General features: G+C 65.5%; 19 protein-coding genes. 7 read left to right on the top strand and 12 right to left on the bottom strand.

The features are described from left to right. Positions 1 to 27 precede the first annotated feature (27 nt). From NO347_RS01955 to NO347_RS17245, 6 genes are all read left to right on the top strand, one after another. A complete protein-coding gene (locus NO347_RS01955) occupies positions 28 to 1,833 on the top strand; it encodes a S9 family peptidase (protein WP_256288030.1) in 1,806 nt (601 codons plus the stop codon). 257 nt (positions 1,834 to 2,090) lie between these two features. Continuing rightward, complete coding sequence (locus NO347_RS01950; RefSeq protein ID WP_256288029.1) at positions 2,091 to 3,521, top strand: GAF domain-containing protein; 1,431 nt, start codon at positions 2,091 to 2,093, stop codon at positions 3,519 to 3,521. A gap of 170 nt (positions 3,522 to 3,691) precedes the next feature. Then, complete coding sequence (locus NO347_RS01945; RefSeq protein ID WP_121568069.1) at positions 3,692 to 4,123, top strand: cobalamin B12-binding domain-containing protein; 432 nt, start codon at positions 3,692 to 3,694, stop codon at positions 4,121 to 4,123. Then, on the top strand, positions 4,123 to 5,301 hold the full coding sequence (gene meaB / locus NO347_RS01940; RefSeq protein WP_256288028.1) for a methylmalonyl Co-A mutase-associated GTPase MeaB: 1,179 nt from the start codon (positions 4,123 to 4,125) through the stop codon (positions 5,299 to 5,301). The genes NO347_RS01945 and meaB overlap by 1 nt, the downstream gene beginning before the upstream one ends. A 73-nt stretch (positions 5,302 to 5,374) precedes the next feature. After that, positions 5,375 to 6,298, top strand: coding sequence for an alpha/beta fold hydrolase (locus tag NO347_RS01935; protein WP_256288027.1), 924 nt, complete (start codon positions 5,375 to 5,377; stop codon positions 6,296 to 6,298). 163 nt (positions 6,299 to 6,461) lie between these two features. Then, positions 6,462 to 7,205 carry an NAD(+)/NADH kinase gene (locus NO347_RS17245; RefSeq protein WP_256288026.1) on the top strand — a complete coding sequence of 248 codons (744 nt, stop codon included), beginning with the start codon at positions 6,462 to 6,464 and terminating at the stop codon, positions 7,203 to 7,205. Between the two features lie 106 nt (positions 7,206 to 7,311). Here the strand turns inward: NO347_RS17245 and NO347_RS01925 are convergent, their stop codons facing one another. The 8 genes from NO347_RS01925 to NO347_RS01890 all read right to left on the bottom strand — a co-directional run bounded on the left by NO347_RS01925 (position 7,312) and on the right by NO347_RS01890 (position 12,420). Then, on the bottom strand, positions 7,312 to 7,761 hold the full coding sequence (locus NO347_RS01925) for a DUF7313 family protein (protein ID WP_256288025.1): 450 nt from the start codon (positions 7,759 to 7,761) through the stop codon (positions 7,312 to 7,314). Positions 7,762 to 7,905: 144 nt separating this feature from the next. Beyond that, the gene (locus NO347_RS01920) at positions 7,906 to 8,181 is read right to left on the bottom strand and encodes a DUF7314 family protein (protein WP_121568064.1); all 276 of its coding nucleotides are present in this window, start codon (positions 8,179 to 8,181) and stop codon (positions 7,906 to 7,908) included. Then, complete coding sequence (locus NO347_RS01915; RefSeq protein WP_425492333.1) at positions 8,174 to 8,587, bottom strand: DUF7315 family membrane protein; 414 nt, start codon at positions 8,585 to 8,587, stop codon at positions 8,174 to 8,176. The genes NO347_RS01920 and NO347_RS01915 overlap by 8 nt, the downstream gene beginning before the upstream one ends. 134 nt (positions 8,588 to 8,721) lie before the next feature. Further along, positions 8,722 to 9,486, bottom strand: a complete 765-nt coding sequence (locus NO347_RS01910; RefSeq protein ID WP_256288024.1) for a cytochrome b family protein — start codon at positions 9,484 to 9,486, stop codon at positions 8,722 to 8,724. 4 nt (positions 9,487 to 9,490) lie between these two features. Next, positions 9,491 to 10,297, bottom strand: a complete 807-nt coding sequence (locus tag NO347_RS01905; protein ID WP_121568061.1) for a cytochrome b — start codon at positions 10,295 to 10,297, stop codon at positions 9,491 to 9,493. Positions 10,298 to 10,299: 2 nt separating this feature from the next. Then, positions 10,300 to 10,686: a DUF7318 family protein gene (locus tag NO347_RS01900; protein WP_121568060.1), complete on the bottom strand. Its 387-nt coding sequence runs from the start codon at positions 10,684 to 10,686 to the stop codon at positions 10,300 to 10,302. Between the two features lie 2 nt (positions 10,687 to 10,688). Beyond that, positions 10,689 to 11,354 (bottom strand): plastocyanin/azurin family copper-binding protein, encoded by a 666-nt coding sequence (locus tag NO347_RS01895; protein ID WP_256288023.1) that lies wholly within the window; start codon positions 11,352 to 11,354, stop codon positions 10,689 to 10,691. Positions 11,355 to 11,415: 61 nt separating this feature from the next. Next, positions 11,416 to 12,420 carry a YjgN family protein gene (locus NO347_RS01890; protein ID WP_256288022.1) on the bottom strand — a complete coding sequence of 335 codons (1,005 nt, stop codon included), beginning with the start codon at positions 12,418 to 12,420 and terminating at the stop codon, positions 11,416 to 11,418. A 135-nt stretch (positions 12,421 to 12,555) separates the two neighbouring features. Between NO347_RS01890 and NO347_RS01885 the strand changes: the two genes are divergently transcribed. Beyond that, positions 12,556 to 13,038, top strand: a complete 483-nt coding sequence (locus NO347_RS01885) for a DUF7321 family protein (RefSeq protein ID WP_256288021.1) — start codon at positions 12,556 to 12,558, stop codon at positions 13,036 to 13,038. A 15-nt stretch (positions 13,039 to 13,053) separates the two neighbouring features. Here the strand turns inward: NO347_RS01885 and nth are convergent, their stop codons facing one another. The 4 genes from nth to NO347_RS01865 form a co-directional block, all read right to left on the bottom strand. Further along, positions 13,054 to 13,740: an endonuclease III gene (gene nth / locus NO347_RS01880; RefSeq protein ID WP_256288020.1), complete on the bottom strand. Its 687-nt coding sequence runs from the start codon at positions 13,738 to 13,740 to the stop codon at positions 13,054 to 13,056. A 142-nt stretch (positions 13,741 to 13,882) separates the two neighbouring features. After that, a complete protein-coding gene (gene rad50, locus NO347_RS01875; RefSeq protein ID WP_256288019.1) occupies positions 13,883 to 16,582 on the bottom strand; it encodes a DNA double-strand break repair ATPase Rad50 in 2,700 nt (899 codons plus the stop codon). Next, the gene (mre11, locus tag NO347_RS01870; protein WP_256288018.1) at positions 16,583 to 18,136 is read right to left on the bottom strand and encodes a DNA double-strand break repair protein Mre11; all 1,554 of its coding nucleotides are present in this window, start codon (positions 18,134 to 18,136) and stop codon (positions 16,583 to 16,585) included. It abuts the gene before it with no gap. After that, positions 18,133 to 18,621: a DUF7966 family protein gene (locus NO347_RS01865; protein WP_256288017.1), complete on the bottom strand. Its 489-nt coding sequence runs from the start codon at positions 18,619 to 18,621 to the stop codon at positions 18,133 to 18,135. Before NO347_RS01865 ends, mre11 begins: the two co-directional genes overlap by 4 nt. Between the last annotated feature and the right edge of the window lie 60 nt (positions 18,622 to 18,681).

Below are 18,681 nucleotides of genomic sequence, written 5' to 3'. Positions count from 1 at the left end.
TCGTCTTCTGCAGCGGAATCGGAACGTATGCCCCACGACATCGAGCGCTATCTCAACGTTCGGAGCGCCTACGGCGCGTCGGTCGCCCCCGACGACGAGCACGTCGCGTTCCTGATGGACACGACCGGCGTCCCGCAGGTGTGGACGGTGGCCGAACCTGGCGGCTGGCCCGAGCAGCGGACCTTCTTCGACGAACGGGTGACGTTCGCGTCGTTCTCGCCCGAGCGCGAGGAGTTCGTCTTCGGGATGGACGAGGGCGGCAACGAGCGCCAGCAGTTGTTCCGGTACGATCTCCCCACGGGCGAGATCACGAACCTGACGGCCCACCCCGACGCGAAGCACCGCTGGGGCGGGTGGAGCCACGACGGCGAGCGCTTCGCGTTCGCCTCGAACCGACGCGACGAGTCGGTGTTCGACGTCTACGTGCAGGACCGCGACGCCGGCGGAGACGAGGCCGAACTCGTCGCCGAGGGCGACGGCTGGCTGACGGTCGGCGGATGGTCCCCGGACGACGCACGGCTCATCGTCTCGGAGGCGTACTCGAACTTCGATCAGGACGTCTCGGTGCTCGACGTCGAAACCGGCGAGTTGACCCATCTGACCCCTCACGACGGGACCGTCCGGTTCCAGAGCGCCGAGTGGGGACCCGACGGCGAACGCGTCTATCTCGTCTCCGACCGCGACAGCGACACGCTCGATCTGTGGTGCGTCGACGTCGACAGCGGCGCGTTCTCGCTCGTCGCCGCCGACGCCGACTGGGAGATCGACGGGGTCGCGGTCGACGACGAGTCGGGGCGCATCGTCTACTCGACGAACGTCGACGGCTACACCGAACTGACAGTCGGCGAACTCGCGGGGCCGACGACGATTGCCGACCCGACGACGCCGGATCTCCCGCAGGGCGTCGCGGGCGGCGTCGCGTTCGATTCGACCGGCGAGCGGTTCGCGATCACCGTCACGCGGCGCAGCGACCCCGCGAACGTCTACGTCGTCGACGCCGAGACCGGAGCGACCGAACGCTGGACGCGCGCGGCGACCGCCGGCATCCCGCGGGACTCCTTCGTCGAACCCGAACTGGTCCACTACCCGACGTTCGACGGCCGGGAGATCCCGGCGTTCTTCACGCTGCCGGAGACCGACACCGGCGCGGGCGAGACACCGGTGATCGTCGACATCCACGGCGGCCCCGAGTCCCAGCGCCGACCCTCCTTCAGCGCGGTCACGCAGTACTTCCTCGCGAACGGCTATGCGGTCTTCGAGCCGAACGTCCGCGGGTCGGCGGGCTACGGGAAGGCCTACGGTCACCTCGACGACGTCGAAAACCGGATGGACTCGGTGGCCGACGTCGAAGCCGCCGTGGAGTGGCTCCACGATCACCCCGCGGTCGATCCCGATCGAATCGTCGCGATGGGCGGGTCCTACGGCGGATTTATGGTCCTCGCCGCGATGACGGAGTATCCCGACCTGTGGGCCGCCGGCGTCGACATCGTCGGCATCGCGAACTTCGTCACGTTCCTCGAAAACACCGGTGAGTGGCGGCGCAAACTCCGCGAAGCCGAGTACGGATCTCTCGAGGACGACCGGGAGTTCCTCGAATCCATCTCGCCGCTCAACACTATCGAGGACATCCGCGCGCCACTGTTCGTGCTGCACGGCGAGAACGACCCGCGAGTGCCCGTCTCGGAGGCCCACCAACTCGTCGAGGCGGCCAGCGACCACGTCCCGGTCCGCGAACTCGTCTTCGAGGACGAGGGCCACGGGATCACGAAACTGGAGAACCGGATCGACGCGTACGGCGCAATCGTCGAATTCCTGAACGAGCACGTACACTGATAGAGAGTATCGAAAGTCCGAATCGATGCTCGCCGAACGGTCTGGCGTGATCGCTGCACCGTTACGATAATCCCGATGAGAGACTCAGCGACCAGTGTACACGCTTGAATACGAATACTGATCGGATTCTGTATCCGATTCAAAATCGTGTTAGATGAGTCGAAATCACCTTTGTGTGTCTTAGACCCGGTCGATTGATCCGAGAAAATAGTCAACAGACCGAACGTCTTAATGGGCTGACGGGCGAGTCCCGCAGTATGACGAGAGAACATGCTGGGGGGCGCGTTCTCGTCGTCGTTTCTTCCGCCGTCGGTGAGGACGACCGAAAGGCTGACGGCGGATCAGACACCGATCGTCGCCCCGGTGCTGACAGGTCGGACGACGAAGATACGTTCTATCGAGGAGGGGGAGACACGAAGTCGGAAACGGGCGCTAACCCGGTTGGCTCTGGTGGCAGAACGGACGCCACCGGACCGTCCACGGATCGCCCTGACTCGACGGGATCCCCCAATGCGGACGGTGGCGAAGAGGACGGTTACGACGCCGACTGCGACTGTAACCCTAAGGAAGTAATCGCAGAGCTGGATCGGCGGCTTCCAGCGGACGTCGTGTCACGGTGTTCAGCGACCGCTGTCGAGTACGTCGAGGAACTCGGACCGACACTCGACTGTGTGGTCATTCTCGGGGCGGACCCACCGCTAATTCGGGAACTCGCCGCGGACAAATCGATTCCCACAGTCGTCTACGATCCACCAGTCGTCAGCGTCGTCGACGGCGCTCTTACTGACGAAGATCACGGGGAGCTAATCGAACGCGTGCGCGGCGAGGTCTGGTCGGACCGGTCCAAAAGCGAACTTCACGAGGCGAACGCACGACTGACGGCGCTGAGTCACTACGCCGAAGACATCACCGCGTGTGAGACCATCGAGGCGGTCCTCGACCGAACGATCGAAGCCGCGGTCGAGGCGCTGGCGTTCGATCACTCGATCGTCTTTCTCACCGAGGGAGACCGGCTGGTCCCGCGCGCCTCGGTACTTCCGGAACCCGAAGCGAGTCCGAGCAATATCGAGGACGGCATCGCGGGGCGAACGCTGGCCGCGGGCGAATCCGAAATCGTCGACGATATGCAGACTGACCCCGACGCCATTCCGGAACACGACGGGTTGCACGCCGTACTGAGCGTGCCGATCGGGACACAGGGAGTCATCCAGATGGCGTCGAAAGAGTGTGGGGCGTTCGACGAGAGAGACAAAGAGTTCGTCGAGATCCTCGCGGGATACACGCGGGAGGCGCTGGAACGGATCGAGCGCGAAGTGACGCTTCGGACGGAACGGGATCGACTCCACGCATTCTTCGGCGACCTCCCGGTGCCGGCGATCTACGTCAAGTGTCACGACGGCGTCGTCCAAATCGAAGAAGTGAACTGCGCGTACGCCAGCCAGTTCGGCGAACCAGAAACGGGCAAGTCGCTCTTGAATGCCGTCCAGAGCGATACGGAGTTCGAGCAGTATCAGACGGCTCTCAGGACCGGAGACGTCACCACGGACACCGTCGAGCGATCGGTCGAGGACGGGGCACCCCAGACGTTTTCACTCAGCGTCATTCCCGTGTCTCCGCCGGGGGTAAACGAGTGTTCCTACGGGATCTACGTCGGTGCCGACGGCGAGATACCGATGTTGGGTCCATAGTGACGGCTCATAGTGGGTATCGTAACGGTGCAGCGATCACGCCAGACCGTTCGGCGAGACTCGGAGCGGACTTCCGATAACCACTGTCAGCAGACGGGGGTGCGACTCGACGGCGTCAGTTGATGTTCGACGGCGGTAGAACCAAACGGTCGGCCTTCGAAGGGTCGAGTATGAGCGCCGACGCGGAGCGAGGACAAACACAGCAGCCGATCCGGTGTCTCATCGCGAAGGTGGGACTCGACGGCCACGATCGGGGCGCACACGTCATCGCCCGTGCGTTCAGAGACGCCGGCTTCGAGGTCGTCTACTCGGGGCTCCATCGTGCTCCCGAGGAGATCGTCCAAGCGGCCGTCCAGGAGGACGTCGACGTCCTCGGGATCTCGATACTCTCTGGTGCACACAACACGCTCGTCCCGAAAGTGATCGAGGGCCTCGAAGAGTACAACGCCTTCGCGGACACGCTCTTGATCGTCGGAGGAATCATCCCCGAAGAAGACCGCGAGGGCCTTCGAGAGATGGGCGTCGCGGCGATTTTCGGCCCGGGGACACCGATGCAAGAGACGATCGACTTCGTCCGGGAGCACGCTCCCCAACGCGACTGATGGAGGGAACGGACGCCGACCGACGCGACACGGCCACCCGACCTGAGGACGTCGACCCGGAGACGGCCGCACGCAACGAGCGCCTCGTCGAGTCGCTCCTCGCGGGCGAACACCGCGCGCTAGCGCGCGTCATTACCCGGATCGAGAACCAGGCCCCGGGCCACCGTGACCTCGTCGCTCGGTTGCACCCACACACCGGCGAGGCCGCCATCGTCGGGATTACCGGGAGCCCGGGCGCGGGGAAGTCGACGCTCGTGGATAAACTGGCGGAGGCCTATCGGAGACGCGGCGACACCGTCGGCGTCGTCGCCGTCGACCCCTCCTCGCCGTACTCCGGGGGCTCGGTCCTCGGGGACCGCATCCGGATGGCGTCGACTGTCGGCGATATGGACGTGTTCTTCCGCTCGATGAGCGCTCGCGGGCGGCTTGGCGGCCTCGCGACCGCGACGACGGACGCGGTGAAGGCGCTCGACGCCTTCGGGAAGGACGTCGTCGTCGTCGAAACCGTCGGCGCCGGACAGAGTGAGGTCGACATCGTCCGAACGGCCGACACCGTCGCCGTGCTCGTGCAACCCGGCAGCGGCGACGACGTCCAGATGCTGAAGGCCGGGATTCTCGAAATCGGCGACGTCTTCGTGGTCAACAAGGCGGATATGGACGGCGTCGAGCGGACTGTCGCGGAGCTAAAAGAGATGATTCACCGGCGAGACGCCGCGGGCGACGCGACCGAACGACGGCCACCGTCTGAGATCGGACACCACGGAGTCGCCGGATCCGCTGGAGCCGACGCAGACGCCGACACCCAAAATGACGCGTCCGACGACGACACAGACGACGTGTGGGAACCGCCGGTCGTCGAGACCGTCGCGACGACGGGCGACGGCATCGACGAACTCATCGACGCGTTCGACGCGCACGCCGACTATCTCTGCGACTCCGGCAAACGAGAGACGAAAGCCCGCGCCCGGTACGCGGACGAGATCCGTCGGCTGATGCGGAGCGACGCGAACGAACTTCTCGACGAGGAACTCCGCCGTCACGGCGGCGTCGACGCGCTCGCAAAGCGCGTCTACGAACGCGAGACAGATCCCTACGCCGTCGCGGCGTCGATCGTCGGGCCGCTTCGCGACTGCGTCGAAGCGAGACGCGAGCGCGACGAACCGAGAACGTCGGAGTGAACAGCACAGCGAGCAAAGCGGACCGGGGAGCTGCCCCAGCAGCCTGATTACCCTCGCGGTCGTGCGTTGTGGTATGAAGCTCAGATCGGTCGCCGGCGCACTCGTCGCCGGGACGGGAGCAGTCGCCCTCGCAAACGCCGCACTGAGACAGCGCGCCCCGCCGCTGGAGCCAGCACTCGGCGGTGACCACCGCACCTTCGAGTGGAACGGAATCGATGTCCGGTACGCGGAGGCGGGCGACACGGACGATCCGGACCTCGTCTTACTGCACGGCGTCAACGCCGCCGGGTCGAACGGCGAGTTCCGCGAGATATTCGACGAACTCGCAGCGGACTACCACGTGATCGCCCCCGATCTGCCCGGGTTCGGAACCTCAGAGCGCCCGCCGCTTCGATACTCCGCGACGTTCTACGAGGAGTTCGTCCGCGACTTCGTCGCCGCCTTCGAGAACCCGGCGGTCGTCGCCTCCTCGCTGACGGGGGCGTATCTCACGGCTGTCGCCGACGATCTAGATCTCGCCTCGGTCGTCCTCATCTGTCCCACCGAACGCGGCGGCCCCGACCGCAACCTCCCCGCGCGGGAACTCCTCCGCGCTCCGGTCGTCGGTGAGGCGCTGTTCAATCTTCTCTCGTCGAAGCCCTCGATCCGGTATTTCAACGCGGATCACGGCTACTACGATATGGATCGCGTGAGCGATGCGTGGATGGACTACGAGTGGCGGACGGCCCACCAGCCGAACGCCCGCTACGCACCCGCATCGTTCGTCAGTGGCTTTCTCAACGCCGAGTTCGATCTCGAAGAGACGCTCGCGGGCGTCGACGCCCCCGTGACGCTCCTGTGGGGGCGCGAGGCGGACATCACTCCGCTGAAGCGCGGCCGGGAGTTGGCGACAGCGACCGACACGCGACTCGTCGTCGTCGACGACGCGAAACTCCTCCCGCACGTCGAGTTCCCCGAGGAGTCCCTCGACGCCATTCGCGACGCGATCGGCGAGTGATGCTTCCACCGAGCGGCGACGCGACGCCCGACCCCCGCTCCGGAGCGCCGCGACGTCGCTCGCCGCAGCGAACCGCTGGGTCTTTTTTCCCCAGCGGTTTACCGGCGCGTATGCTTGGAGTCGAGCCGGAGTCGACGAAACCAGACCGGACGGGGGCGGGTCCGTGAGCGAGACGGCCGTCATCGTGAGCGAACCCGGCTCGACCGGTGACGCGGTCGTCGAAGCACTCGCCGGCACCGAGGGGATTCTAACCGAGCGCGCGGACCCGACCGCAGGAGACTGCCGGATCGGCGACGACGCGGATTCGGTGTTCGCCGTCGGCGAGACAGCCCTTCTCGCGCTCGCCGACTGTCCGCTCGACTGTCCCGTCTTCCCGATCGGCGTCGGCGCGGATCGGTACGATGTTCCGGTCGGAAACGTCGACGTCGCCGCGGAGGCCTTCCTGCGCGGGACATACGAGACTGTATCACATCCGATTCTGGACGTTGCGGTAGACGGCGAGGCGGCGGGGACGGCCATCACCGACGTGACGCTTCTAACCTCGGAACCGGCCCGCATCTCCGAGTACGCCGTGGGATCGCCCGACGGCTGGCTGGATACGGTCCGCTCCGACGGCGTCGTGATCGCCACGCCGCTCGGCAGCGCGGGCTACGCCCGCGACGCCGGTGGATCCCTGCTCGCGCCCGAAACGGGACTGATCACCGTTCCGATCTCACCGTACGCGATGCACGCCGACTCGTGGGTGCTTCGCCCACCGGTATCGCTCTCGGTCGAACGAGACGAGGCGGCCGTCTCGCTGCTTCTCGACGACGAATCCGTGCGTTCGGTTCCGGCCGACACGCCGATCGACGTCAGCATCGGCCGGGAGATATCGCTCGTTCGTCCGCAAACGCTCGGTGACGGGTAGGACGGCGGGGGGAAGCGAACTGCACAGCGAAAAAAGCACGTCAGCGCCGTCTACGAGAGCGGTTTTTCTGGGCGGTCGTCGACGACGTCGAAACGGACGACCCGACTCAGATGATCGAGTTCCAGAGCGGTTCGATGAGGTAGAAAAAGCCCTGATAGCTCGCGTACAGCAGCGCGAACACCGCAGAGCCGATGGCCGTCGTGGGACGTCCGAGTTCCTTGCTCTTCGAGCGCGCCTCCACCCGGCGGGCCTCGTACTCGAAGAAGTCCGAGACGAACACCGAGAGTGCGAGCGCGGACATCACCATCCCACCGTGTGGCTCGACGATCATAAAGAGGAACGAGACCAGCACCAGCGCCAGCGTGGTTGCGGTGTGCGGCAGCCACCGGCTGATCTCCGCGTCGCCGTCGCCCGAGTCAGCCTGCGTGTGGTGCTTCCGGTGCTGAATCGCGCGGGTGAGGAAATTCAGGAGCACCAGGCCGACGAGGACGACTGGGAGGATGGGTGCGACCCCCTCCAGCGCGTCGATCGGGACGAGGAACTGTAGCGGTTGCATACCCGACCTTGGGTACAGGACTCATTAGAGTTTTTCCAATCCGACGCGAGGATAGCGTGACCTATCGTGGAATAGTAGTCTGTCGTCGAGACGATCGTGACCGAAAACGTCGGCGCTCGCTCGCCGGATCGCAGCGCGACTGGTTTACTGGACGCGCTCTTCGAGCGCTTCGCGGGCCTGTCGGACGGCCGGAATACCCACCCAGAAGGTGAGGGCGCCGATGATTGCGAACCAGAAGAACACGTCCATCAGCAGCACGCCGAGGGTGTCGAACATCGTCGCAGAGTCGCTGAGCGACACCGGTTCCACCAGTTGCTGACTGCTCTCGAAGCTCGAGGTTCGGTACCATCCCGCGAGGACCATCCACGCGAGCCCTGCGCCGGTGAAGATTCCCAGCCCCTTGATGAACTCGTCAGCCATTGTTGTTCGAATCTTCGCCGGAGTCCTCTTGATACTTTCCCATTCCGCGGGCGCGGAACCGCGTCCCGATGATGTACACTCCCGCGCCAAACGCGATGATCGCGAGGCCGACGGCGGCGAAGACCGTACTCAGGATGCCGTCGGCGATCTGAAGCCCGACGAACGCGAGGACGCTCCGGACGAAGTTCCCCAGAAAACTCACATTCAGCGTCGCCGCGTCGAGGAGCATAAATCCGAACACGACGCTCACGACGGCGATGAGCGTCGAGAACACAGTCACGACCTTGTAAAGCGGCATCGGGACGACGACGTCGCGTCCGCGCCCGCCCTCACGGTTGCCGCTCCCGGTCGACGCCGCGTCCGATCCCTCGGCCGCGCTCGCCCCGGTCGCGTCTCCATCAGTCATTACCGGACCTACGGCGGGAAGCGAAATGTGCCTTTCCGTGTGCGGTCGTCGCAACGCTCAGAGACGAGTGGTCCGACAGAAAAACGAAACAAGAGTCGGAACGGTGAGCGCCGATCGGCGGCGCGCAGAGCCCGCTATTTCGGGGGGCGAAGCCGGTAGTAGCGGCGGTTGAGGTCGTACATATACCCCTCGCGCATCGTCTTCAGCACCGCCCACGTGACGAACCCGCCGACGATCGGCAGGAGGAACGTCAGGTCGAACAGCAGGTCGACGTTCATCGGAATGAGGTTCTTCGCGGAGTAGACGCTGATGGTGAACGCGAAGATGACGCCGCCGACGCCGACGGCGGCCCAGAAGGGCTGCTCGACGGGGCGGCGCGCGCTCCCCTTGTTGAGGAAGGGGACGATGGCGACGATGCCGACGACGACCAGGTTCGCGAGGACGCCGTACGTCCGGTCGGCCATCAGTTTCTGTCCGCCCAAGATCGAGAGCTCGGGGTTCAGGGGACCGAGCTTGAGGAGGCCGAACGACCAGTAGAGATACCAGTCCGGCAGGATGATCGCGGGCGTACTGGACGGATTCGCCGGCGCGCCGATGTGCGGCGGCAGCGTCGCAGACAGGAACAGCAGCATTCCCACGAAGAAGCTCGCGATCGCGAGGTTCCGGATGATCTCGTGGGGCCACGTCGGGAACGCGAGCACGTCGCGCTCGACGTAGTCGGACTCCTGTCGCAGGTCTTGGTCTTCGCGGCGGGCGCGCTCGAAGTACTCGTAAGTGAGTCGCGAGAGGCCCTCCGTGCGCTCTTTGCGCTCGCGCCACGTCGGCGTCTCGTCGTCCGGCGCGACGATGCCGCTGCCGTCGGTGCGAACGTCGTCGGTGTTGGTGTCTTCGTCGGTCATTGGTTTAGTGGGGTTCGGCGATGCCCTGCACCCAGACGATACCGATGTGGATGGCGATGAGCGTCGTCACCACGAACGGGAGCAGGAACACGTGGAGGATGTACATCCGCTGTAGCGTCGCTTGGCTCAACGAGAAGCCGCCGAAGAGGAGCTGTGCGGCCCACTCGCCGACGAGCGGGATCGACAGCGCCATCTCGACGCCGATCTGTCCCGCCCAGTAGGCGAGCTGGTCCCACGGGAGCAGGTAGCCGGTGTACCCGAAGACCATCGTCAGGCTGATCAGCACGATGCCGATGAGCCAGTTCAGCTCACGGGGCTCCTTGTACGCGCCGGTGAAGTACACGCGGAGCATGTGCAGGAACACCGCTGCGACCATCACCTGCGCCGCCCACCGGTGGATCGAGCGGAGCATAAAGCCGAACTGGAGATCGCGCATAATGAACGCGATACTCTCGTAGGCGACGGTCCCGGCGGCCTCGGTCCCGGCGGCCGCGGAGGGGCTGTAGTAGAACCCCAAGAGCGCGCCGGAGATGGCCGCGACGACGTATGCTAACGTCGAGAACAGCCCCAGCGTGTACAGCGGGTACCAGTACCAGAACTTGTTGTCGAGGTTGTACTGTTCGGTGTGACTCTTCGGCATCTGGAGGTTGACCCGGTAATAGAGGGTCTCTAAGAGCTCCAGGTAGTCGACGATGCGGAGCCGCTTGTCAAGCCAGATGAGCGTCGTGAGGAAGGTCGACTCGATCGGAGTCAGATCCTTCTCTTTCATCCAGCCTTTGTGATCGTAGTCGTCTTTCTTTTCGAGACTCATTGTTATCGCTTGTAATACGGGTAAACCGCGCGTTTGACGTGATCCCACGCGCCGTCAGCGAACGGCGTGCCATCGACGTCTTCCTCGCGGATGTAGAGATCCTCCCACTTGCGACGTCGTTTCTTGACGATCACGACGTCCGGCAGGAACTCCTTGCGATACATCGCAAGTATGAACGCCAGGTCGATGAAGATGACGGCCAACACGGCGCCGAGATACATATTCCCGGTGTCGGTCAGCCCCCATCCGGAGATGAGGCCGTACGTGAACAGGAACACGAACACGACCTCGATGATCGTGAGCAGGACGATGGCGATCGCCGCTGCGGTGCTCTCACGGGCCGGCTCGTAGCGGTGGATGTCGCCGTAGGTGCTCCCACTGGATGACATCGTCAGTTCCTCCCGGTGCCCGTGTGGGCCGATTCACCGTATTTCAGGATGTAGAACGTGAAGATCACCGTCACGAGGATCCCGAGTATCGTGGCGGCGCCGACCCAGTGCGCGTGGATCGGGACGCCGAGCTCGTGCAGTTCCTTCTCGCCGCCACCGCCGCCGCCCGCGTTGGGGTTCTCGACGACTTCGATCGTGGCGACCATCCCGGCCGTTCGGTGCGGTTCACAGTAGTACTCGTACGTGCCGAGCGTGTCGAACGTGTGCGTGTAGGTGAAGCCGGTGTTTTCGATCGGCTCGTGGCCCTCCCAGTTCGCGCCGTCGGGCTGACTCTCGACGACGATGTTGTGGTTGTCGGAGTCCCAGACGAACTCGACGGTCGTCCCGGGTGCGATCTGGAGCGGTTCGCTCGTCCCGGGCTCGAACACCAGCGAGCCGCCGGGGCCGACAGTTACCGTTACGGTCTCGCCGCTTCCGCCGCCTCCACCTGAGCCGCTCGCAGTCCCCGTGGCCGTCCCAGTTCCAGTACTGGTCCCGGTTGCTGTGCCGGTCGCTGTTCCGCCCGACGTCTCCGTCGTCTCCTGGGCGGCACCGAGGCCGGCGGTAGCAGAGGCCGTCGTGGCAGCAGCAGGGACGCTCGCTGCTCGCAGAAAGTCCCGCCTCTTCATACAAGCCGAAGGTGAGGATGGAATGCGCTTAAACCCACCGACTCCCCCCTCAGTGCAGACGCTACGATTCGCGAGCCTCGTCGGCTGTACCGGCGTCTACGGACTGCTGATCTCCCCGAGTCTCGGCCGTGGGACCCCCGTCTTCGCGGTCGCCTGAATCCGCCGAGCCGGCGAAATCCCGGGCTTTTTCCCCGTCATTATCGCCGGTTTCGTCCGCCCCGGCTCCGTCTTCGTCGGTACTGCGCGCCCGCTCTGGCTCCTCGTCGTGCAACAGTTCCTCCAGTCGCTCGTCGCCGGCGGCGTCGAGCGCGCGGAGTCGATTGCGGAACTCCTCCGTTCGGAAGCGATCCGAGAGCCGGGCGTTCGCGACCACCAGAAAGAGGAAGAATCCGATCACGAGAAAGCCGATGGCGGCGATGGGGGCGACGACCGTCGAGAGCGACGGCAGCGCGAGCCACGCGACGAGGAGTCCGAACCCGACTAGCATCTGCGCGCCCGCGACGATCTGTAGCATCAGGTTGCCGAACTCGCCGCTCCCTTCGACGACGTCTTGAGGCTCCGGAAGCGACGCGTCTTCGGGCGCCTCCATCAGCTCGTAGTCTTCCATCGAGCAGAGCGCGACGGTCGGTTTGACGTCGCGGAGGACGGTGCCTTCGCCCTCGACGCTCCCGTCGGCGTAGACGATGGCGTAGCCCTCGTCGGAGTAGGCGACGACGCGGTCCTCGACGCGTTCGACGATGGCGAAGATCTCACGGATCGCGACGCGGGCTTTCAGTTCCTGTTCGACCCGGTCGAGCAGCTCCTCGCCGACGATCCACGTGTCGGGGTCGAACGCCGCTTCCCACTCTTCGAGGCTCATCTCGGCCATCTCCGCGGGGCCGAAGTTGTCGAAGTCGTAGGTCTCTTCGACCTCTTTTCGGAGCGCCTCGAGGTCGTCGGACTCGGTGCTCGACTGGCCGGCCGCGTCGGCTTCCGTCGCAGGGTCCGGTGCGGCCGACGAGTCTTCGGCGGCGGCCGAGCCCGAACGGCTGTCTGCCGCGTACGACTCCTCGGAAGACTCCGTCATTTCCTGTCTGTAGGAGCGGCAGACTCCTTAGGGTAACGGTTCTCGCAGACAGGGCGGTCCGAGACACTACCATCGATCGGCGTGCGCCGACGACGAGTCGGACACTTTACCCACGGGGAGTCCATACTCGGACCGATGGTATCCGATTCGACCATCGCGACAGCCGCCGCGCTGATGGTCACCTCGAGCCTCCCGTTCTACCTCTACGGTGCGTGGATTATGATCGACGCCGAGGTCGTGAGCTGGGACGTACTCGTCTATCACCTGAAGTTCATTTTCCCCGGGCTCGTCCTCAACACGATCCCCGTCGTCACGTGGATGCTGCCGCGACTCCTGGACCAACTGGGTGGCGTGACCGTGCTCCACGCGATTTTGGGCCTCCAGGCGTACGCGCTCCTGGCGTTCGCGTTGACCGGAATCGTTCGCATCCTCCAGGTGAAGCGAGACGCCGACCTATATGACGACCCGACCCAGGACGTCGACCTGAACGAGCTCCACCCGGATATGAGCGCGTGGCGGGGGCGCCTCCGCGTCGGCGTCTTCGGCTACGTGCTCTTCTGGTTTCTCGCGTGGCTCTTGGGGCTGTATCAGTACGTCGGCCGCTACATCCTCGGGTGAAATGCTGCCCGTCGCCTAGGCCCAGGATTCGCCCGACGCGAGGTCGATGTCGCCGTCGAGTTTCGAGGACGGACAGATGTCTTCGAGCACACAGTCGTCGCAGTCGGGGTTCCGCGCCGTACAGACCGCGCGACCGTGGCTGATGAACAGGTGCGTGAACTGCTGCCAGTCGGATTCGGGGACCAGTTCCATCAGTTCCTGTTCGATCTTCGTCGGCGACTCTTCCTCGGCGATTCCGAGCCGTCGGGAAATACGCTGGACGTGGGTGTCGACGACGATGCCTTCGACGACGTCGTGACCGTGCTGGAGGACCACGTTCGCCGTCTTGCGGCCGACGCCGGAGAGCTCTGTGAGTTCGGCCATCGTGTCGGGCACCTCGCCGCCGTGCTCGTCGCGAAGCGCCTCGCCGATGGATTTCAGATAGCCCGCCTTGTTGTTGTGGAACGTGATGCCGTAGATGTCCTCGGCGAGCTGTTCCTCGGCGGCCTCGGCGTAGTCCTCGGGCGTCTGGTACGTCTCGAACAGTTCCTCGGTGACGTCGTTGACGCGTTCGTCGGTGCACTGCGCCGAGAGGACGACGGCGACGAGTAGTTCCAGCCGATTCGAGTAGTTCAGCGAGATCGTAGAGTCGGGGTACTCCTCGTAGAGACGGTCGAGAACCTCCGCGGCCTGTTCTTCGCGGTCGGAAAGCGGCGTGCCCATACGCGAGCGTCGTCGCCGCGTGTGTTGAGTGATTCGGCTTCCCACGACGCTCGCGCGGGGATAACTCCGAGCAGTGCAGTCGAGCGCCGGCGGTGCAGTCGAACGCCGGCGGTGCAGTCGAACGCCGAAACCGAATTACCGATCAGTCGTCCGCGCTCGACGTGACCGCCGCAAGCGACGCGTCCTCGACGCGGTCGACCGACGAGCGGTTGCTCGTCGGATCTTTCTCGACGGTCACCAGATCGTCGGCGGCCGCGACGAGTTCGTCGTCGTGGCTCACGATCAAGATCTGCTTCACGCCGAGGTTCCGCATCTCCTCGACGAGATCGACCAGCCGGGAGACGTGCCCGGAGTCGAGAAACACCGTCGGCTCGTCGAGGATGAGCGGCGGCATCGGGGCCGACCCCTCGATCCCCTCCGCGAGCAGCCGGTAGATCGCACACCGCAGCGAGAGGTTGAACAGCGCGCGCTCGCCCCCGGAGAGCTGTTCGGGTTCGAGCGCGGTGCCGTCCTTCTGGAAGACCGTCAGTTCGTACTCGTCGTCGAGCCGGATGCGCGAGTAGGCGTCGTTGCCGTAGACGAGATCGAACGTCTCGTTGAGCATCCGTTCGAGCGTCTCGACGTTCCGCCGCCGAAGTTCCGCGCGGAGGTCGCTGTAGGTCGATTCGAGCGTCGAGATCTCCTCGTGGAGCGACTCCAGATCGTCGACCCGCGCGGCGATCTGTTCGCGGTCCTCCCGGAGCGATTCGAGTTGCGACAGTTCGCCTTTCACGCTCCCGATGCTGTTCTGCAGTTCGTCGCGGCGCTCGCGCAGTTCCGTCAGTTTCACCTCGACGTCGGACAGGTACTCCTCGGCGTCGGCCTTGTTCGTCCGTGCCTCCTCGATTCGTGACTCGTCGACCGCGTCGGCGAGTTCCTCGCGCCGGTCCCGCTTCTCCTGGAGATACGACCGTCGCTCGTCGTTTCGGTCCGCGATCGACTCCCGCTTCTCGCGGCGGCGGTCGATCTGGCCTTCGATCTCGTCGATCTGTGCGCGCAACTCTTCGACCCGGTCGAGTCGCTCGCGCGCCGCCTCGATCGCATCGAGGTCGCCCTCCAGCGCCGAGACGCGCTCGGCGGCGTCGGCTGCCGCGTCGGCCTGGCCCTCGGCCGCTTCGCGTTTTTCGGCCGCCTGCGATTCGAGTTCGGCGGCCTCCTCGCGGAGCGACTCCGCCTCCGCTCGGCGGTCCTCGGCCGTCGTTTCGGCGTCCGCGATGCTGTCTTCGATCAACGAGCGCTTCTCGCGCAGATTCCCCAATCGCGTTTCGGCGTCCGCGAGCGACTCGGCCGTATCGAGTTTCTCGTCGAGGGCTTTGCGTCGCTCCTGCAGCGTTTCGACGTCAGCTTCGAGCGTCTGGATCTGCGCTTCGTACTCTCCGATGGCGTCGACGTGGGGCGACCCCTCGACGGGCTGACCGCACTCCGGACACTTCCCCGCCGCCTGGAGTTCCTTCGCCTCCTCGAGGCGATCGCGGACGGAGTCCAGTTCCGCTCGGGCGTCTACGAGATCGTCGCGGACTGCTTGCTGGTCCTCCTGCAGCGATTCGCGGTGGGCCGCCGCCTCGCCCACATCGATCGGTGCCTCCACGAAACGGGCCTGGAGTGACTCGATCTCGTCGTCGACTGTCGAGAGTTCCGCAGCGCGCTCCTCCGCGCGTTCTGCGGCCTCCTCGGCGGTCGATTCCGCGTCTGTAGCACGCTCGCGCACTTCCCCTGCGCGCGTTTCGAGTTCGTCGGCGCGCTCTCGCAACTTCTCGGCCTGGTTCGACAGCATCGTCTGGCGCTGGCGCGCTGCCTGCAGTTCCTCGCGGACGTCCGCTTCCTCGTCGTCGAGCGTCTCGCGGCGCGCGTCGATGGCGTCCGCATCGACGTGCCCGGAACTAGCCGCGTCGAGGTCCGTCTCTGTGAGTGCCGCATCGAGGTCGTCTTCGAGCGCGTCGATCCGCTCGCGCGCGTCGACGATCTCGTCTCGCAACTCCTCGCGCGTCGCCTCGCCGTCCTGAATCGTCCCGCGCAGTTCCTCGATGTCAGCGTCGAGGCTGTCGAGTTTCTGCTTCGTCTCCTCGTACGCCGAGAGCACCTCTGTCGCCTCCTCGTAGGTGTCTTCGGCGCGCGATTTGTTCTCCTCGAAGCGTTCGATCTCCGAATCGACGTCCGAGAGTTCGGTTTCGAGGCTGTTCAAGCGTTCGTGCAGTCCCGCGTCCTCTTTGGCCTCGATCTGGGAGTCGAGTTTCGAGAGCGCGCCGCGCTTCTCCGAGAGGACGTCTTCGACGCCGAGGCGTGCCTGGCCGGCGCGCTCGCGGTACTCCTCCAGTTTGCCGAGTTGCAGCAGGTCGTCGATAGTGTCCTGTCGCTGACTCGGCGTCGCGTTGATGAGTTTGTTCACCTCGCCCTGGCGGACGTACGCGCAGTTGACGAACGCCTCGGCGTCCATCCGGAGGAGGTCGGTGACGAACGCCCGGACGTCGGTGGCCCCGTCGACGGCGACGTCGGGGCCTTCGAGCGTACACGTCGCCGTCTGCATCCGCTCGCCGGAGCGGCGCAGGCGACGTTCGATCCGGTAGGTGTCTCCCTCGTGGACGAACTGGAGTGTGACCTCGGCCTCGTCCTCGCCCGTGGTCACGATGTCGTCGAGCGTCTCGTCGAGGGCGCGCGCGCCGTAGAGCGCGAAGAAACACGCCTCGAGCAGCGAAGACTTGCCGCTGCCGTTCAGGCCGTGAATCACCGTCACACCGTCGCGGAGGTCGAGGTCGGCGTCGGCGTAGGGCTTGAAGTTCTGGAGTCTGATCCGTTCGAAGCGCATCTAGAAATCCTCCATCGTTACTTGAGTGTCGCTCGGCGTCGCAGTCTCCTCCGAGTCGTCGTCTGTCGCCTCCTCGTCGCTAGAGGTTTCGTCGCTAGAGGTTTCGTCGCTAGAGGTTTCGTCGCTAGAGGTTTCGTCGCTAGAGGTTTCGTCGCTAGAGGTTTCGTCGCTAGAGGTTTCGTCGCTAGAGGTTTCGTCGCTAGAATCGTCGAGTGCGGGCGGAGCGGCCTGGTCGGCGGCGTCACCAGTCGCAGATCCGGCGGCATCCGCGGCGGCGACGTCGGAAACACCGTCCGTCGCGTCGGTGACGTCGGCAGCGCCGTCTGTTGGACCGGTAACATCGGCGTCATCCGTCTCGGAACCGCCGTCTGCACCGGACTCGGTCGTCCCAGCTCCGTCCCTTCCAGAGCTCTCTGCACCAGATTCGTCGTCCCCTCGCGGAGCGGCAGCGAACGCGGCGTCCGCTCCGTCCTCCAGGAGGTCGGAGATGCGGGACTTCACCGCGTCGCGGACGTTCGAGTCCGGCGTCTCACTCGCGCGGATCGTCTCGTCGACGTCGAGCGCGGCTGTCGAGAGTCCCAGGTCGCGAACGCGTTCGTCGACGGCGGCGTCGGGGTCGGCGAAGGAGACGTCGATCTCCGCGTCGGTCTCGTGCTCGCGGCGGTCCGTGACGCGCGCGATGAGCGCGCCGCGCTCCGTGAGAGACTCCTCGATCGCCGCGGGCGTCACGGGCTCGCCGTCGCCGGTCACCTCCACGACGACGACCGCGTCTGCGACCTCGCGCTGACGGAGTTGCTCGCGAACGCGCCCCGGTCCCTCGCCCGCGGCCAACTCCACGCTGACGAAGACGAACGGGCGGGTGTCGAGCGTGCGTCGCCGGATGTCGACCGCGTCGTCGAACGTCACGAGGTTGTACCCGCGCGCGTCCTCCTCGGCGGCGCTCGCGCGCTCGGTCGATCCGCAGTAGGTGACCCACGCGTCGTCGACGGTCTCGGTCCCCGGCGCGTGGTTGTCGCCGAGGAGGACCACGTCGAAGTCGACGTTCGAGCGGTCGAGGACCATCTCGGTGTCCCAGTTGGCGTGGGCAAAGGGCGTGAACAGCCCGTGGCTCACGAGCGCGGCGGAGGCGGCGTCGTGTGGCTCGAAGTCGTAATCGAGTTCCTCCCGTCGCGACTCGGGCACGTGGTCGAGACCGTAGAAGGCGGTATCCTCGACGACTCGCGGGGCCGCTCCGAGTCGCTCCGCCAGGCCCAGGTTCTCGAAGAGGTCGAGCCACTGTCCGCCGCGCGTGGACTCGTGATTCCCGACGACCGCGAGAAACGGGATCTCGGCGTCGTCGAGCCGCCTGAGAATGCGAATCGTTCCGAGGAGGTCCCGGAGTTCCGGGCGGCGGTCGTGGAACAGATCGCCGGCGTGGACGACGGCGTCGACGCCCATCTCGACGGCGTCGTCGATCACCTGCTCGAACGCGTCGAGGAAGTCCTTGCGCCGCGCCGAGGAGTGGTACTGCTGGTACCCGAGGTGGGTGTCGCCGGTGTGGATCACCCGTGTCATCTGCCCGGATCTTGACCGCTGCGTCCTAAAACGGTTCCGCGAGCGGAGTGAAAGTGGTCGTCGTCGGACGCCGGCGGACAGTCGGCGTCGGAGGCGACGCCGGCGGATCGAGGACTGTCATCGTGGCCCCTCAGGGCGGTCGCGAATCGTCGCAGCGTCGCGCTCGCGGTTCGTCCGCGGCGTGCTAATTCGGCTGTGCCACACCGCGTCGCCGTCCGGACCGCGGCGTCGAGCGCCGACAGCCGACCCGCAGCGACGAATCTCGCGCCCGCGCACGCACACGAGACTGCACCCTCTGCGTCGGAGATTACGTCCTCGGCGTCTTCGGTGTCGGCGACCACAGCTTCCGCACCGACAAGTCCGGTTTCGGGGCCTTCGGCGTCACAACCAGGGTCGGGCGCAGTGGGCGTCAGTCGGGCGGGCGCGGACCCCTCTGTGAGCGCACGGAGCGAACGTCGGACGGAATCGGGCGACGGTTCTGACACGGCGTCGATGGCGCCGCGTTGCTACTTGAACTTCCGGAGACTCCTCGTAGGGATGATCGT

It is taken from the genome of Halobellus inordinatus, assembly GCF_024464655.1.
In the GTDB taxonomy this organism is placed as follows: Archaea; Halobacteriota; Halobacteria; order Halobacteriales; family Haloferacaceae; genus Haloquadratum; species Haloquadratum inordinatus.
This window is presented reverse-complemented; position numbering and strand designations above follow the sequence as displayed.

Bases quoted from the DNA above. Each gene is read 5' to 3' on its own strand.
- NO347_RS01915 (WP_425492333.1), bottom strand. From the start codon at position 8,587: ATGACTGATGGAGACGCGACCGGGGCGAGCGCGGCCGAGGGATCGGAC.
- NO347_RS01905 (WP_121568061.1), bottom strand. From the start codon at position 10,297: ATGAGTCTCGAAAAGAAAGACGACTACGATCACAAAGGCTGGATGAAA.
- meaB (WP_256288028.1), top strand. From the start codon at position 4,123: ATGGAGGGAACGGACGCCGACCGACGCGACACGGCCACCCGACCTGAG.
- NO347_RS01910 (WP_256288024.1), bottom strand. From the start codon at position 9,486: ATGACCGACGAAGACACCAACACCGACGACGTTCGCACCGACGGCAGC.
- NO347_RS01935 (WP_256288027.1), top strand. From the start codon at position 5,375: ATGAAGCTCAGATCGGTCGCCGGCGCACTCGTCGCCGGGACGGGAGCA.
- mre11 (WP_256288018.1), bottom strand. From the start codon at position 18,136: ATGACACGGGTGATCCACACCGGCGACACCCACCTCGGGTACCAGCAG.
- NO347_RS01945 (WP_121568069.1), top strand. From the start codon at position 3,692: ATGAGCGCCGACGCGGAGCGAGGACAAACACAGCAGCCGATCCGGTGT.
- nth (WP_256288020.1), bottom strand. From the start codon at position 13,740: ATGGGCACGCCGCTTTCCGACCGCGAAGAACAGGCCGCGGAGGTTCTC.
- NO347_RS01890 (WP_256288022.1), bottom strand. From the start codon at position 12,420: ATGACGGAGTCTTCCGAGGAGTCGTACGCGGCAGACAGCCGTTCGGGC.
- rad50 (WP_256288019.1), bottom strand. From the start codon at position 16,582: ATGCGCTTCGAACGGATCAGACTCCAGAACTTCAAGCCCTACGCCGAC.
- NO347_RS01900 (WP_121568060.1), bottom strand. From the start codon at position 10,686: ATGTCATCCAGTGGGAGCACCTACGGCGACATCCACCGCTACGAGCCG.
- NO347_RS01920 (WP_121568064.1), bottom strand. From the start codon at position 8,181: ATGGCTGACGAGTTCATCAAGGGGCTGGGAATCTTCACCGGCGCAGGG.
- NO347_RS01955 (WP_256288030.1), top strand. From the start codon at position 28: ATGCCCCACGACATCGAGCGCTATCTCAACGTTCGGAGCGCCTACGGC.
- NO347_RS01950 (WP_256288029.1), top strand. From the start codon at position 2,091: ATGACGAGAGAACATGCTGGGGGGCGCGTTCTCGTCGTCGTTTCTTCC.
- NO347_RS01885 (WP_256288021.1), top strand. From the start codon at position 12,556: ATGGTATCCGATTCGACCATCGCGACAGCCGCCGCGCTGATGGTCACC.
- NO347_RS01925 (WP_256288025.1), bottom strand. From the start codon at position 7,761: ATGCAACCGCTACAGTTCCTCGTCCCGATCGACGCGCTGGAGGGGGTC.
- NO347_RS01895 (WP_256288023.1), bottom strand. From the start codon at position 11,354: ATGAAGAGGCGGGACTTTCTGCGAGCAGCGAGCGTCCCTGCTGCTGCC.